Source organism: Streptomyces sp. NPDC096324 (genome assembly GCF_044763015.1).
GTDB lineage: Bacteria > Actinomycetota > Actinomycetes > Streptomycetales > Streptomycetaceae > Streptomyces.
This window is the reverse complement of sequence record NZ_JBIWFK010000002.1, coordinates 742,246-756,556: the sequence shown is the minus strand read 5'-3', so window position 1 is coordinate 756,556 and position 14,311 is coordinate 742,246. Positions and strand designations below refer to the sequence as shown.

Here is a 14,311-nt window from a genome sequence, read left to right as displayed (position 1 = left end):
GCGGCCCATGTTCCATCAGACCATCGTCCGTGTCAGGGCGGGAACGAAGCTGGACCGGGGCGGCAACAGCGTCCCCGACTGGTCACCCGACCAGGTGCTTCGCCTTTCTGTGAGCAGTGTCAGCGTGCAGCCCGCCACGCAGACCGAACAGACCGACGACACCAGGTCGGCGGTCGTCACCGGCTGGCAGGTCATCTCGGCCCCCGGCGTCGATGCGGACATCCTGTCGGGAGACCGCATCGAGTGGGGCGGGATGACGCTGGACGTCATCGGCGAGGTGGGCCGCTATCTGGAGTTCGGTGACGGCTCGACGCATCACATCGAGTTCGTGATGCGACGGGCCACCGGATAGGAGGAGGCGCCGATGCCACAGGTCAGTTTCCGGCTCGACCGTGCCGGAGTGCGGGAGATTCTCAAAAGCCAGGACGTTCGCGAGGTCATCGACCAGTACGCGGGCGTAATCGCCGCCAGCGTCGGCTCGCTCGTCCCGGGGACGTCGATCCAGGTGTACAGCTACACCACCGACCGGGCTTCGGCGTCGGTCGTGGTCGAGGATGTCCGCGCCATGGGCTGGCAGGCCCGCGACGGCATCCTCACCCGGGCCGCAGCGTCCGCCGGCCTCGAAGTGAAGGCGTGGCAGCGGTGAAGCCGCTGATCGTGTTCGGGGATGTCCAGTCGGCGGGCGCGGAGGTTCTGCGAACGGCGCTGTCCGGGCGACCGGAGCCGTTCGCGACGGGTGCCACGGTGGGAACGCGCGTGCCTGTGATCCGCTCGCCGGAGGACGACCGGCTGCCGTTCGTCCTGGTCCGCAAGGACTCCGACAGCCCCCACTCCTCGATGGCCAACTCCCGCTGCACGCTGCGCTGCACGGTGTGGCACCAGGACGCCGACCAGGCCCACGATCTGGCAATGCTGTGCCAGGGCCTGTGGATCGTGCACTCGGGTGCGGTCATCCGCGGCTTCCGTCCCGGCACGGGGCCGCTGCCGGCAACCGATCCCGACTCCGGTGTCGACCTGTGCACCTTCACCTCGATCGCCAACGTCAAGCCGCAGCCCATCACGGCGTGACCTCTCTGCCGAACCGCGACACCACCCCCTGAACTGATATGAGGAGGACGCCGTGGCCGGCGACCCGCTGAAGGCAAATCTGTGGACGGACGCGGACGTCTACGTCTCCACCAATCTCTCCGCGACCCTGCCCGCCAACGCCGACACGCCGTTCGGCGTGGACTGGGACCTGGTCGGGCTCCTGGACGGCGACGAGGGCTTCCCCGAGTCCCGCGACGAGGACACCGACGACAAGTTCGCGTGGGGCGGCATCCTCGTCCGCACCTCGCGCAACCACTTCAAGCTGACCAAGGGGTTCACAGCCCTGGAGGACAACGAGACGACCTACGGCCTGCTGTGGCCAGGCTCGTCCGCCTCGCAGATCGTCGTTCCCCGGCCCGCGAAGGTACTCGTCGCCTTCGAGACCCGCGAGGGCGACAAGGTGCGCCGCCTGATCTCCGCGAACTACGCGGAGATCAGCCTGGACGGGGACCACGGCGAGAACGAGACCGACCTGGAGTCGATGACGTTCGTCGCCACGATCTACCCGACCGGCGGCGGCGTTCTGTTCAACCGGCAGACCACCCCGATCCTGGCGTCCCTGGACGTCTCTCCGGCGACCAAGAGCCTGACGGTCGGGCAGATCGGCGCGCTCACCGCGACCGCCACCTACGACGACGCCTCCACGGCGGATGTGACCGCTTCGGCGGCATGGTCGTCCAGTGCCACTTCCAAGGCCACCGTCGCGTCCGGCTACGTGACCGGTGTCGCCGCCGGATCGGCAACGGTGACGGCGTCCTACCAGGGCCAGACCGACACCTGCGCGGTCACCGTCTCGTAACCCCTGACCGCCGGGGTGCGGCAGTTCGTCGCGGTTCGGCCGCGCCCCGGTGCATCTCCTGACCCGCGAAGGGAACCGCGACATGGCCATCCAATGCACGGATGAAGAGATCACCGCGAAGGCGGCACAGCTCGGCCTGATCACCGAAGGCGAGGATCTGCCGCGCCACCTGCGTAGCCGGGTTGTCGCAGCCCTGATGGGCGAGCAGGCGGGCCAGCAGGCGTCCAAGCAGCCCCAGTTGGCGCGCGAGGTGGTCGTCCAGCCGGGCGGCACCATCCTCGTCGACGGGGAGCCGTTCCCCTGGCTGGTCGCTCAGCAGCCAATGGAGATCAGCCTCAACCCCGACGGCATTAGCGCAGTCCGCCTGACCTTGCTCGCCAAAGCCGTCCAGATCATCAAGTCCGAACCGAAAGAGGAACCGCGATGACCACCCGAACCGCGACCAGCAAGGCGCCCGACGACAAGCCGTTCGACTTCAACCTCGACGCCGTCCAGGCGGAGGTCGACCTGACCCCGTGGCGCGTTCACTGGGACGGGCGCCGCTGGGAGTTCGCCCACCTGCAGGACCTCGACGTGTGGGGACTGATGGAGGCCGCCGAGGGCGGCGAGGTCAAGGCAATGACCGGGGTGTTCCGGGCGGCGCTGGGCGACAAGGACTGGGACGCGTTCCGCAAGGTCCGCCTTCCGCAATACAAGCTCGAAGCTCTCTTCAAGGCCTACCAGAAGCACTGCGGCGTGGGTCAGGGGGAATCGGAGGCCTCGTCCGACTCCTGAGGGAGCACGGCGAGGCCGTCCAAGCCGACCTGCAGGAGCACTACGGAGTGCGGCTCTCCGACCTGTTCGCCCGTGACGCCACAGGCCGCCCACTCCTGACGTGGCGCGAGCTGGGCGGCTACATCCGCCAGCTCCCCCCGCACGCCCGCACCCGGATCGTCATGGGCGACGAGGACAGCATCTGGGGTCTACAGGAGCACTTGACGGCGATCCTCATCGACGAGACCCGGGCGGCGAACTGGCAGCGCGCCAACGAGGGCGCCGCCAAGGGTAAGCAGTCCCCCCGCCCCAAGCCGTTCCCCCGACCCGGTGCGGGTGGGAAACGCAATGCGCAGGACAAGACCAGCCCGCAGCGGCAAGAGGCCCGCCAACGGGCACTGAAGCGCGCCGCGGACCGCAGGCAGGCCATGGCGGCAGGCAACATCACGTAGACCCGACAGGGGGTGTTCGGTGCCCTCTGTCGGATACGCAACTCTGCAGGTCATTCCCAGCGTCCGCGGCATCTCTGACGAGATCCGCCGCCAGCTCGTGGGACCTGCCGGTGACGCGGGCGGTCAGGCCGGGCAGGCGGCAGGCAGCGGCCTGCTGGACAAGCTGAAGGTCGGAGCTGCCGCAGCCGGTGTTGCCGCAGGCGCCCTGCTCGTCAAGGGCCTCACCGACGCGGTCGACCAGGCCAACGTGACCTCCAGGCTGCAGGCCCAGCTGGGAACGTCGAACAAGGTCGCCGCGCAGCAGGGCAAGCTCGCCGGCAAGCTGTACAGCTCCGGCGTCACCGACTCCTTCGAGTCGGCAGCCGACGCCATCAAGTCCGTGATGCAGTCCGGTCTCGCCCCTCCCGGCGCGACCACGAAACAGCTGCAGTCGCTGGCCACCAAGGCCTCCGACGTGGCGAATGTCTTCGACCAGGACCTGGGCGGCGTCACCAGCGCGATCGCCCAGATGATGCGGACCGGACTGGCGAAGAACTCGACGGAGGCGTTCGACCTCATCACGAAGGGGTTCCAGTCCGGCGCCGACAAGGCGGGGGACCTCCTCGACACCGTCAACGAGTACGGCACCCAGTTCCGCAAGGCCGGACTCGACGGCGCCACCTCGATCGGCCTGATCAACCAGGGGTTGAAGGCAGGTGCCCGCGACGGCGACCTGGTCGCCGACTCCATCAAGGAATTCTCGATCCGGGCGATCGACGGCTCCAAGTCGACGTCTGCCGGATTCAAAACGCTCGGCCTCAACGCGGAGAGCATGGCCGCCAAGTTCGGCAAGGGCGGGCAGAGCGCGTCGGCTGCCCTGGACACGACGCTGGACAGGCTCCGGAACATCAAAGACCCGGTGAAGCAGTCGCAGACTGCCGTCGCCCTGTTCGGAACCCAGGCCGAAGACCTCGGCAAAGCCCTGTTCGCACTGGACCCGTCCAAGGCGGCTCAGGGGCTAGGGCAGGTCGGGGGAGCGGCACAGAAGGTCGGCGACACGATCCGCTCCGGCCCCAGCCACGAGATCCAGGTCTTCACCCGCACCTTGCAGCAGGGATTCGTCGAGTTCCTGGGCGGCAAAGTCCTTCCGATCGTCTCGCAGGTCGCGCACGGCTTCAACGCCACGCTGCTGCCCCCGCTCCGCACCGCGGGGACGGTGGTCGCGGCGACGCTCATCCCTGCCCTGAAGGCGCTGTGGGAGGGCGGCGCCGCAGTCATCAAATGGCTGCAGGACATGGGCACTTGGCTGATCCCGATCGGCATCGCCGTTGTCGGTTTCACTGCCGCGATCCTCGCCCAGCAGATCGCCACCGCGGCGACTACGGCGGTGTTCTCCATCTACCGTGGGGCGATTCTCGCCTGGACTGCCGTCCAGCGCGTCGCGACGATCGCACAGGCCGCGTTCAACGCGGTCATGGAAGCGAACCCCGTGATCCTAGTGATCACGGCGATCCTCGCCCTGGCGGCGGCCTTCTACGTGGCCTACCAGCGCAGCGAGACCTTCCGGTCGATCGTGCAGGCGGCCTGGGCGGGCATCCAGACCGCGGCCATGTTCGTCTGGACCTCGGTCCTCAAGCCCATGTTCGCCGCCCTGATGGCCGGCCTGTCGGCCGTAGGCGCCGCATTCACGTGGCTCTGGTCGGCGGTCAAGGCGGCGTTCAACTTCATCATGGTGGCCGGCAAGGTGCTGGCCGTCGCCCTGGCGCTCACGGTGTTCCTGCCGATCACGCTCGGCGTGATCGCCCTGTCCTACATCTTCCCCTGGCTGTGGACGCACGCGATCAAGCCCGCGTTCTCGGCGATCGCGGCCGGCGCGATGTCGCTCTGGTCCGGCGTGCAGGTGGCCTTCGGGTACATCATGGCCGGGCTGCGTGCTGTCGGCCGGGGAGCGACCTGGCTGTGGACGAACGCGATCTCGCCCGCGATCCATCTGATCGTTGCTGGACTGGGCGTGCTCTGGTCCGGGGCGAAGGTGATCTTCGGGTTCTTCATCTCCGGCCTGAAGGCCGTGGGTGGGGCGGCCAAGCTGCTGTGGACCGGAGCCGTCTCTCCGGCGCTGCACGGCATCCAGTCGGTGATCTCCACTGTCTACAACTCGGGGATCAAGCCCGTCCTCAGCACACTGAAGACAGCGATCGGCCAGGTCGCCAAGGCGTTCGGTACAGCGAAGGACGCCATCAAGATCGCCTGGGACAAGGTCTCCGGCATCGCTCGAAAGCCCGTCGCCTTCATCGTGAACACGGTGTACGGCAAGGGAATTCGCCCCGTCTGGAACAAGGTGGCTTCGGCCTTCGGCGCCCCGGAACTCCCTGCGTTCAAGTTCGCCGCAGGCGGCATCATGCCTGGCTACACGCCCGGCCGCGACGTTCACTTGGCGGCGCTGTCCGGCGGTGAGGCCATCATGCGCCCGGAGTGGACCCGCGCTATGGGCCCCGGCTACGTCAGCGCCATGAACGGGCTCGCCCGGCGCGGCGGCATCGGTGCCATCCGAAGCGCCATGGGCGGGGGACTACCCGCGTACAAGGATGGCGGCATCTTCGGCTGGATCGGCTCCGGCGCGTCCAAAGTGGCCGGCTGGGGATCGGCCGCCTGGGACAAGGCCAAGGCCGGCGCCGCGTGGCTCAAGGACACGCTGGCCGCGTCCGCCCGGGCGGGCGTGAACCACGTCGTCGAGCCGCTGCTGAAGCTGATCCCGGGCCTGGACACAGGCTTCGGGAAGATGATCGCGGAGATCCCCCGTCACGCCGTGGACGCCCTGTTCGGGTACGCCGACAAGGCCGACAAGAAGGGAGCCAGCGACAGCTTCGGCGGCGGGAAGATTCCGTCCGGGCAGCACGCCGCGATCATCAAGCGTGCCCTGTCGGCCGCAGGCGTGCCGCCACCTGGCACACTTGCTCAGTGGCTCTCTGGCCTCAACACCCTGATCACGCGCGAGTCCGGCTGGAACTCCAAGGCCATCAACAGGACGGACTCCAACGCGAAGGCGGGCACGCCGTCGCAGGGGCTGGCGCAGACGATCCCCGGCACGTTCAACGCCTACGTCCCGTCGTCGCTCAAGGGCCGCGGCATCCTGGACCCGGTCGCGAACGTCGCTGCGGCAATCCGCTACATCGTCTCCCGGTACGGCAGCATCACGAAGGTCCAGCAGGCCAACGCCTCGAAGTCGCCCAAGGGCTACGCGAACGGCGGTAGCCCGCGTGCGGGCGAGATCTTCTGGGTCGGCGAGAACGGCCCCGAGCTGATGCGGCTCGGGCCGGGCGGGGCCACGGTGTGGGATTCGGCGACGTCGATGGGCATGGCCTCGGGCCTGGGCACGCTGCGCGGGTTCGCGAAGGGCACCAGCAGCGCCAAATCCCGTGCGGCAGCCCGCAAGCAAGTACCGGGCGATCTGACGTCGGCTCACAAGGCGTTGACCGGGAGCGCGTCGGACATCAAGAAGGCGTTCGACGAGCTCACCAAGGACCTGAAAGCGGCGGGAGGTTCAGCGAAGGGGCTGGCGGACTCCAGCAAGAAGGCGTCCTCGAAACTGCAGACCCTGGCCAAGCAGCGGGACTCCACCGCCTCCCGCCTTGCCTCAGCCAGGCAAGCGGCGACTGACCAGAAGGGAACCGCCTCCGACTACCTGAGCCTGTCGAACGTGTCCGACTCGGCCTCGGTGAAGGACGTCATTGCCGGGCTGACTCAACGCCAGTCGGGCTTGAAGTCGTTCCAGGCCACGATCAAGACGCTGTCTCAGCGGGGATTGTCCCAGTCCATGATTCAGCAGCTTGTCGCCATGGGCCCGGACAGTCAGCTCGCCGGACTCATCGCGCAGGGCGGATCGGGTTCGATCAAGCAGCTGAACGCGCTGGCCAAGTCGGGCGCCACTCTGTCGACCAGCTACGGCCGGACGATGGCAGACGCCATGTACGACGCGGGCGCGAATGCGTCGAAGGGGTTCCTGGCCGGCCTGCAGTCGCAGGACAAGCAGCTCCAGGCGGCGATGAACCGGCTGGGCTCCGGACTGGTCAACACGATCAAGAAGAAGCTCAAGATTCACTCGCCCTCGCGGGTGACACAGCCACTCGGCGCGTACACGGGCGAGGGATTCGCCATCGGACTGGACTCCGCCGCATCCCAGGTCGCTGCCGCAGCGTCCCGGGTCTCCGCAGCGGCAATACCCCAGCCGACAGCCCGCGCCCGCCCGCAAGGCTTCGCCGGCATGAGTGTTGCCGTGTACGTCGGCAACGAGAAGATCACGGACATCGCCCGCGCCGAGGTACGCAACGCGCACGGCGAACTGATCCAGGTACTGAACGCCAGCTGAGGAGGTCATTTTGCCGATCCCCGGGAACTTTCTCAGCTCGACCACCGAGACCGTCGACCCCAACACCTCCGGGTGGACCGTCAAGCTGAATTGCACGATCAGCAAGGGGACGGGCGGCCGAAGCGGGGACGGCTGCCTGGCCGTCAAGTCGGTGGCAGCAGGCGACATGCAGGCCCGCACCGTCTCCTCGTACCCGATCACCGCAGGCACCGTCTACTACGCGTTCTCGGATACGTCAGGCGTCTCGTCGGAGCGGATCGGCATCCGCTGGCTGAACAGCAGCTCGGCGGAACTCTCCATCACCTGGTCCGTCACCACCACCGGCAACTCGGCGTCCTGGCACCGGGTCAGCGTGGCGGGTGCGGCGCCGGCCGGAGCCACGCAGGCGCAGGTGCTGCTGTCGTCGACGGAAGCCGGGGCGAACGTCACCCACTACTGGGAGAACGTCTACCTCGGCCTGCCGCTCCGCACGACCGGCAACTTGCTGCCGTTCAGCACTGAGTCCTCCGAGATCGACGTCGCCGCCTGGACGACGCTCACCAACGCCACGGTCTCCCGTCTGGTGCCAGTGGTGGCGTGGGCTGTCGACAACTACACGGCCGGCGGCCACACCGCGGCGATGACTGTCACCGCAAACGGCAATGCCTCGATGCTGGCCGCGGACCGTGCGACGGTGACGCCGGGCACCGAATATCTGGCCTACGCCTACTTGCAGCCGCCCACCAGCGGTTCAACCGCATGGATTGAACTGCGGTTCTACAACGGCGCCGGCACTCAGGTCGGCGCCCAGAAGTCCACGCTCGCGGCTCCGGGCACGGGCATGTACCGGCAGCGCGCCTCCATGGTCGCTCCGGCGACGGCAGCGACGTGTTCGGTGGCGGTCGGTCTGGACTCGGCTACGGCCGCTCAGGTGCTGCGCGTGGAGACGATCGTCGTCACCGTGGCGCCCGAGCTGCAGGCGGGCAGCATCCTGCCGTATGCGGACTCCAGCATCGAGCAGGGGATCGCCGGGTGGACGGTACCGACCGGTGTGGCCACGCTGGCGCGCACGACACCGTGGGGAACCTCGTCCTTCGACGGCTCCTATGCGCTATCGATCACCTCGTCCACGGCCACCGCATCCACGGTCCGATCCGCGCGCTTCGCCGGGGTGGTGGCCGGCCAGAATCACCGGGCGCAGATCATCGCGCATCCGGCGGCCGGATCGTGGAGCAGCATCAACGTCAAGATCCGCTGGTACGACGCCTCCAACGTCGACCTCGGGGCTTCGACTGGGACGTCGTACAGCCTTCCCGGATCATCGTGGTACGCGATGCCGACCGATGCCGTGGCCCCGGCCGGGGCCACACAGGCCGCGGTCGAGTACGTGGCCACAGCCTCGGCAACAAGCAGCGTGGTGCATGTCGACGCCATGGTGCTGTGGCAGGTTCTTCCCCAGACCGCGGTGGAGGCAGTTGACGACGACGGGTACATCAGGCTGACGCTGCGGGATCTGTACGTAGGCTACGAGCTGACGGTGTACCGAGAGGACGAATCAGGTGCGCGCAGCCTGGTGCGCGGAGCATCAGGCCTGATCGACCACCAGGTCATCATCTCCGACCTGATGATCATCGAGGATCATGAGGCGCCATTCGCGACACCGATCCGCTACCACATCGAACAGAACATCGTCGGCGACCTCACCGCGGGCACCCGAGACAGCGAATACGTCACCCTCACCCTCGCCGATATCAACGAGGCTTGGCTGAAGGATCCCGGCAATCCACAGAGGAACGTCCGGGTGCTGATGGAGACCGCACCGGACTGGCAGCGACCCATCGAACAGGCCATCTCAGTGGTCCGAGGCCGGCGCAACAAGGTCATACTCTCCGATGTGCGGCAGGGCCTCGAAGGCGAACTGTCCATCTGGACGCGCACCGACGCCGAACGTCAAGCACTGCACCTCCTCCTGGACGACGGCAACACTTTGCTCTGGCAGGCCACGCCGGGACTCGGCGTCGACGACATGTACATCAGCGTCGGCCAGATCACCGAGGGCAGGATCGGCGGACCCGCCGACGAGCCATGGCGGGCATGGACGCTGCCGCTCGTCCAGACGGACATGCCGGTCACAACCGGCGTGAACGGAGCCTCCGGCCGCACCTGGCAGGACATCCTTTCGGAGTTCGACACCTGGGCAGAGGTCCGCAACACCTTCGCCACCTGGGAAGACGTGTTCCTGGATCGGAGGTGATGGGGTGTATCCCGTCTCCGACCGGCTCCTCTCGCGGCTCGCCGAGTCGCATCAGGTAGCCACCCGTGTGCAGCTGTTCCTCACGACGGGCGAGGTCGTCGACCTGCCGCACACGGGAGGGTCGGTGACGGTAGACCGCGCGCAGGCAATCCGCCGCACCTGCACTGTCACGTGCCCCGACCCGTCGCTGATCCCGAGGACGGCGACAGACCAGCTCGCCACCTACGGGGCAAAGCTACGCATCAGCCGGGGCGTCTACTACGGCGACGGCAGCAGCGAGCTGGTGCCGCTCGGCCTCTTCCGGCTCGACGAGGTGAGCGGCGACGTCAACGACGGCCCCGTCACCCTCAACGGCAAAGACCTCTCGGCGGTCATCGCCGACGACAAGTTCACCGCCCCCTACACAGCGACCGGCACCGTCGTGACCGCGCTGACCGCACTGATCGTCCGATCCATCCCCGACGCTCAGATCATCTCCACCATCAGCGACATGGCTGTCGGCACACGATCCTGGGACATCGAGGGTGACGCGTGGGCTGCCTGCCAGGAGATCGCCGCAGCGGCCGGAGCCGAGGTGTATCCCACCGCAGACGGCACGTTCGCCGTCTCCACCCTGCCTGACCTGCTCACCGCCACCCCCGTGTGGGAAATCGCCTCGGGCGAGGGCGGCGTCTACATCCGGGCGAGCCGGGGCATGACCAGCGACCGCGTCTACAACGGAGTCCTGGCAAGGGGCGAGAACACCACAGACAACGTGGCCCCCATATCGGCACTGGTCGTCGACAGCGACCCGAACTCGCCGACGTACTGGAGCGGACCGTTCGGAAGGCGCCCCACCTTCTACACGTCGCCGACGCTGACCACGGTCGGCGCATGCCAGGCCGCGGCCACACTCCAGCTGGCGAACACGCGAACCCCGAACGCCTCCGGCGACATCGCCAGCCTGCCCAACCCGGCACTGGAACCGGGCGACGTACTGCGTATCGCGCACCCGGACGGCACCCGCGAACTCCAGCAGGTCGCCAGCTTCTCCGTCCCGCTCGACCTCGGCGGCGACTTCCCGATCAGCACGATCGCGGCGAAGGAGGACGCGTGACCGTCCACCGCGACCTCGCCTGGGCACTCAAGCGGCAGGCGCAACGGGCCGGCGAGCAGGCACCCTCCGTGCGCGGCGCGGACTGGCGGCTCGCCACCGTCACCGCCGTCAACAGCAACGGCACAGTCGATGCCGATGGTATTCCCGGGATTCGCCGCGCCGAGTTCTACCGCAACGCCCTGGTCGGCGACGTCATCGCACTCACGCAGGCATCCTCAGGGAACCTGCTAGCCCTGGGCAGGATGCTGTCCGTCGCCGACCCTCCCTGGGTGCCGTACAACGTGGCATGGACGGCAGCCACCACCAACCCGAGCGTCGTCAACGGCACGATCACGGGCCGCTATTCGCTGTTCGGGAAGACCTGTCACGTATCGATTCGCCTCGTCACCGGCTCGTCGACGACCTACGGCACCGGAAACTACCTGTTTAGCGTGCCCTTCACCTCGGCCAACGACATCGTCGAGTACCAGGGCAGCGCCCGCCTCACCGCGGGCAGCACCTACATCGGTCAGGTTCTGCTTTCCGCCAACTCGTCGTCGATGAATGCGACGTTCCCCACCTCCGCCACCCCGGCGACCGCGGCAAACATGAGCCCGACGGCGCCGGCGACGCTGGCTTCCGGGCACATCCTGCGGCTCGGCCTCACCTACCAGATCGCCTAGGAGCCCGTATGGCCACCACGGACGACTACGGGCAAGGCGTCAGCATCTCTGCCCTGACGGACGCACCCGACGCAGCCACCCTCGCAAAGAACATCGCCAACGGCATCGCCCCACGATCGGTGATGCGGTTCGCTTCCTCGTCGGCTCGCGCCGGAGCCCTCACCGGGGCGACCGCCCCCGTCGAAGGCATGGTGTCCTACCTGCAGGACGTCGACCGCCTGTACGTATACACCGGAACAGCCTGGGTGGAGATCGGCACCAAAGCTGAGGCATCCGCAGTTCTCCTGACCAACACGGCCCAGACCAGCAGCGAAATCCTGACCGGCCTGTCCGTGACTCTCGCCACCAAGGCGTCCACCACCTACCGACTCCAGGCCACAGGCCTGGTCCGGTCGTCCGCGTCCAGCGACCGCGTCGACCTGCTGATCCGCCGCGGCACCACCACGTCCGGAACCCAAGTGGGTGGCGGCGTGCTCTTCTCCACCGTGGGAGCCACAGGCGAGTCGTGTACGGCGGCTGGCTGGGACACCCCTGGAGCCGGCTCAACCACCTGGGTGGTGACCGTCAAGAGCGTCGGCACCGGGCTCGCCGACCTCACCGCCAGCTCCACCTACCCGGCCACACTCCACGTCAAGGAGACCTGATCGTGTCTACCGCCGCGCTCATCCTCGCCGGCCTGCACGCCACCACGGAGGTGCCGGCCAAGACCCTGCCGATCGGCCTGGGCCCCGGCCTCGGGTACCGGACGCTGCTGCGGGTCGTAGTTCCGGTGTCCGCGGGCGACGTCCTGGACGTGTCTGCCAGGGCCCGCGTCACGAACGACACGGCCCCCAGCTACACGGTCGGGGTCGGCTACCACCTGTGGCAGTACGACGTGGATGACCCGCCGGTGACAGCCGACGACTGGACGCAGATCTCCAGCCTGTGCGGCGACAACGTCTCCCACGACCGCCATCACATGCCGCTACTCACCGACACCGTGTACACGGTCCCCGCGGACTGGCCGACCGGGCATCGGATGACGATCGCGCTCCGCGGCGACGCTATGTCCACGGCCGCCGACGGCCAGTCCATCACCGTCGACCAGGCCTACGGGCAGCTCACCGTCCGCCGGTACACAGCGGCCACCTGACCGTCCACGCATCCAGCCAGCGCTCCGGACTTCCTGAGCGCCCATTGGCATGCCCGGGAGGGCTCTTGAGTACGCACGTTTACGAGCCGACAGACCCCCGGCTCGGTCGCCACGTCCAGCACGACCGGCGATCCCTCGACTACGCCCACGGCGTCCTGCCGAAGAGCGCGATCAAATCCGTCGACTGGACCCGCCGCACCCCGATCTTCGACCAAGGCCAGCTCGGCTCCTGCACCGGAAACGCAGCCGCCGGGCTCGTCGGAACCGACTTCCTCGGCCGCACTGGTCTTACCTCGGTCGTGATCGACGGCCATGTCCTGCCGGTCGACGAGGACTTCGCTGTCGAGGTCTACTCACTGGCCACCCAGCTCGACGAGTTCACCGGCCAGTACCTGCCCACCGACACCGGAAGCAGCGGACTCGGCGCCGCGAAAGCCCTGAAGAAGCTGGGCCTGGCGAGCAGCTACACCCACACCTTCTCGCTGGCAGCCCTCAAGTCGGCGCTACAGAGCGGCCCGGTCATGGTCGGCACCGTGTGGCTGAACTCAATGTTCACTCCCACCACGGTCGGCACCCTCACCGTCGACCGGGACTCCGACGTCGCCGGCGGCCACGAGTACGTCATCTCCGCCTACGACGCGGGCTCGGGCCAGTTCCGCATCGACAACTCGTGGGGCGAGAGCTGGGGTGTACGCGGCTCCGCGTGGATCGATGCCGCCGACTTGCAGTGGCTGCTCTCCCAGCACGGCGACGTCACCGTTCCCGCCTGGGCCACGGCGCCCACCCCTCCTCCCGCGCCCACTCCTGCTCCGGATCCTCGCCTGGTTGAGGCGCTGGATCTGATGCAGGCGTGGGGACGCGACAACAACGTCATTGCCGCGAACGGAGCCTGACCATGAAGCTCGTTACCCGCGCTCAGCTCGGTTGGCCAGCCTCGGCCGCACCGACGCAGACGTCCACGAAGGGCGTGAAGGTCCACTACGAGGGGACCGCGGTGAGCACGAAGCTGCTCGCGGATCACGCCGCATGCCTCGCCGAGTGGCAGGCCATCCGCAAGAGCCACCTGGCGAACAAGGTCGAGAACTACTCCGACATCGCCTACAACTACGGCGGCTGCCCGCACGGCTATCTCCTCGAAGGCCGCGGTATCGACAAGCGGACCGGCGCCAACGGCAACCAGCCGCTGAACATCGCGCACTACGCGATCGTCGGCCTCGTCGGCAGCGAGGGCCTGACCGAGCCGAACGACCTGATGCTCGGCGCGATCCGCGACGGCATCGAGCTGCTCCGCCAACACGGCGCCGGAAGCGAGATCAAGGGGCACAAGGACGGCTACGCCACCGCCTGCCCCGGCGGGCCGCTGTACGCCTGGGTACAGAAGGGCGCACCCCGGCCGGCCGGAACGGCAACTGATCCCGGCACGCCCGCGCCGGCCAAGCCGAAGGTGTCCCTCGCCCACGTCATCTACGCGGCGAAGCACGACCCGGCCGCAGCCCAGGGCCACACCACGCACAAGGCGGACGTCCTCATCGTCGAGAAGGCGCTGAAGGCGGAAGGTTTCCTCTCCGCCCAGTACGTCGACGGCTCCTTCGGATCCCTGACCGTCGGCGCCTACGCCCGCTGGCAGCGCTCGGCGGCCGGCGGCAACTACATCGGCGACGCGGCCGACGGCATCCCGGGCGCCGCATCCCTCAAGCGCCTCGGCGCCAAGCACGGCTTCACCGTCACCGACTGACCAGAAGAATCGAGT

Annotated in this window: 15 protein-coding genes; all 15 read left to right on the top strand. The window is 68.0% G+C overall.

Annotation, left to right across the window (positions count from 1 at the left end):
- Positions 1-7: 7 nt before the first annotated feature.
- The 15 genes from ACIQ7M_RS06885 to ACIQ7M_RS06815 all read left to right on the top strand — a co-directional run bounded on the left by ACIQ7M_RS06885 (position 8) and on the right by ACIQ7M_RS06815 (position 14,296).
- Entirely contained in the window at positions 8-352 is a 345-nt protein-coding gene (locus ACIQ7M_RS06885; protein WP_403640577.1) for a hypothetical protein, read from the top strand.
- Positions 353-364: 12 nt separating this feature from the next.
- The gene (locus ACIQ7M_RS06880; RefSeq protein ID WP_403640574.1) at positions 365-646 is read left to right on the top strand and encodes a hypothetical protein; all 282 of its coding nucleotides are present in this window, start codon (positions 365-367) and stop codon (positions 644-646) included.
- A complete protein-coding gene (locus ACIQ7M_RS06875) occupies positions 634-1,068 on the top strand; it encodes a hypothetical protein (protein ID WP_403640571.1) in 435 nt (144 codons plus the stop codon). Before ACIQ7M_RS06880 ends, ACIQ7M_RS06875 begins: the two co-directional genes overlap by 13 nt.
- A 52-nt stretch (positions 1,069-1,120) precedes the next feature.
- Complete coding sequence (locus ACIQ7M_RS06870) at positions 1,121-1,888, top strand: Ig-like domain-containing protein (protein ID WP_403640568.1); 768 nt, start codon at positions 1,121-1,123, stop codon at positions 1,886-1,888.
- A gap of 82 nt (positions 1,889-1,970) precedes the next feature.
- On the top strand, positions 1,971-2,315 hold the full coding sequence (locus ACIQ7M_RS06865) for a hypothetical protein (RefSeq protein ID WP_403640565.1): 345 nt from the start codon (positions 1,971-1,973) through the stop codon (positions 2,313-2,315).
- Positions 2,312-2,662: a hypothetical protein gene (locus ACIQ7M_RS06860; protein WP_403640563.1), complete on the top strand. Its 351-nt coding sequence runs from the start codon at positions 2,312-2,314 to the stop codon at positions 2,660-2,662. The genes ACIQ7M_RS06865 and ACIQ7M_RS06860 overlap by 4 nt, the downstream gene beginning before the upstream one ends.
- A gap of 47 nt (positions 2,663-2,709) precedes the next feature.
- Positions 2,710-3,093 carry a hypothetical protein gene (locus ACIQ7M_RS06855; protein WP_403640560.1) on the top strand — a complete coding sequence of 128 codons (384 nt, stop codon included), beginning with the start codon at positions 2,710-2,712 and terminating at the stop codon, positions 3,091-3,093.
- 19 nt (positions 3,094-3,112) lie between these two features.
- Positions 3,113-7,438, top strand: coding sequence for a phage tail tape measure protein (locus ACIQ7M_RS06850; protein ID WP_403640557.1), 4,326 nt, complete (start codon positions 3,113-3,115; stop codon positions 7,436-7,438).
- Positions 7,439-7,448: 10 nt separating this feature from the next.
- The gene (locus ACIQ7M_RS06845; protein WP_403640554.1) at positions 7,449-9,671 is read left to right on the top strand and encodes a hypothetical protein; all 2,223 of its coding nucleotides are present in this window, start codon (positions 7,449-7,451) and stop codon (positions 9,669-9,671) included.
- Positions 9,672-9,675: 4 nt separating this feature from the next.
- Entirely contained in the window at positions 9,676-10,767 is a 1,092-nt protein-coding gene (locus ACIQ7M_RS06840; protein WP_403640551.1) for a DUF5047 domain-containing protein, read from the top strand.
- The gene (locus tag ACIQ7M_RS06835; RefSeq protein WP_403640548.1) at positions 10,764-11,429 is read left to right on the top strand and encodes a hypothetical protein; all 666 of its coding nucleotides are present in this window, start codon (positions 10,764-10,766) and stop codon (positions 11,427-11,429) included. Before ACIQ7M_RS06840 ends, ACIQ7M_RS06835 begins: the two co-directional genes overlap by 4 nt.
- An 8-nt stretch (positions 11,430-11,437) precedes the next feature.
- Positions 11,438-12,073 (top strand): hypothetical protein, encoded by a 636-nt coding sequence (locus ACIQ7M_RS06830; RefSeq protein WP_403640545.1) that lies wholly within the window; start codon positions 11,438-11,440, stop codon positions 12,071-12,073.
- A 2-nt stretch (positions 12,074-12,075) separates the two neighbouring features.
- Entirely contained in the window at positions 12,076-12,561 is a 486-nt protein-coding gene (locus tag ACIQ7M_RS06825; RefSeq protein ID WP_403640542.1) for a hypothetical protein, read from the top strand.
- Between the two features lie 65 nt (positions 12,562-12,626).
- On the top strand, positions 12,627-13,454 hold the full coding sequence (locus tag ACIQ7M_RS06820; RefSeq protein ID WP_403640539.1) for a hypothetical protein: 828 nt from the start codon (positions 12,627-12,629) through the stop codon (positions 13,452-13,454).
- Between the two features lie 2 nt (positions 13,455-13,456).
- Entirely contained in the window at positions 13,457-14,296 is an 840-nt protein-coding gene (locus ACIQ7M_RS06815; protein WP_403640536.1) for an N-acetylmuramoyl-L-alanine amidase, read from the top strand.
- Positions 14,297-14,311 lie beyond the last annotated feature (15 nt).

What these genes read in the sequence shown, in the direction of transcription:
- ACIQ7M_RS06885 (WP_403640577.1), top strand. Translation starts at nt 8, where the DNA reads ATGTTCCATCAGACCATCGTCCGTGTCAGGGCGGGAACGAAGCTGGAC.
- ACIQ7M_RS06880 (WP_403640574.1), top strand. Translation starts at nt 365, where the DNA reads ATGCCACAGGTCAGTTTCCGGCTCGACCGTGCCGGAGTGCGGGAGATT.
- ACIQ7M_RS06865 (WP_403640565.1), top strand. Translation starts at nt 1,971, where the DNA reads ATGGCCATCCAATGCACGGATGAAGAGATCACCGCGAAGGCGGCACAG.
- ACIQ7M_RS06860 (WP_403640563.1), top strand. Translation starts at nt 2,312, where the DNA reads ATGACCACCCGAACCGCGACCAGCAAGGCGCCCGACGACAAGCCGTTC.
- ACIQ7M_RS06830 (WP_403640545.1), top strand. Translation starts at nt 11,438, where the DNA reads ATGGCCACCACGGACGACTACGGGCAAGGCGTCAGCATCTCTGCCCTG.
- ACIQ7M_RS06815 (WP_403640536.1), top strand. Translation starts at nt 13,457, where the DNA reads ATGAAGCTCGTTACCCGCGCTCAGCTCGGTTGGCCAGCCTCGGCCGCA.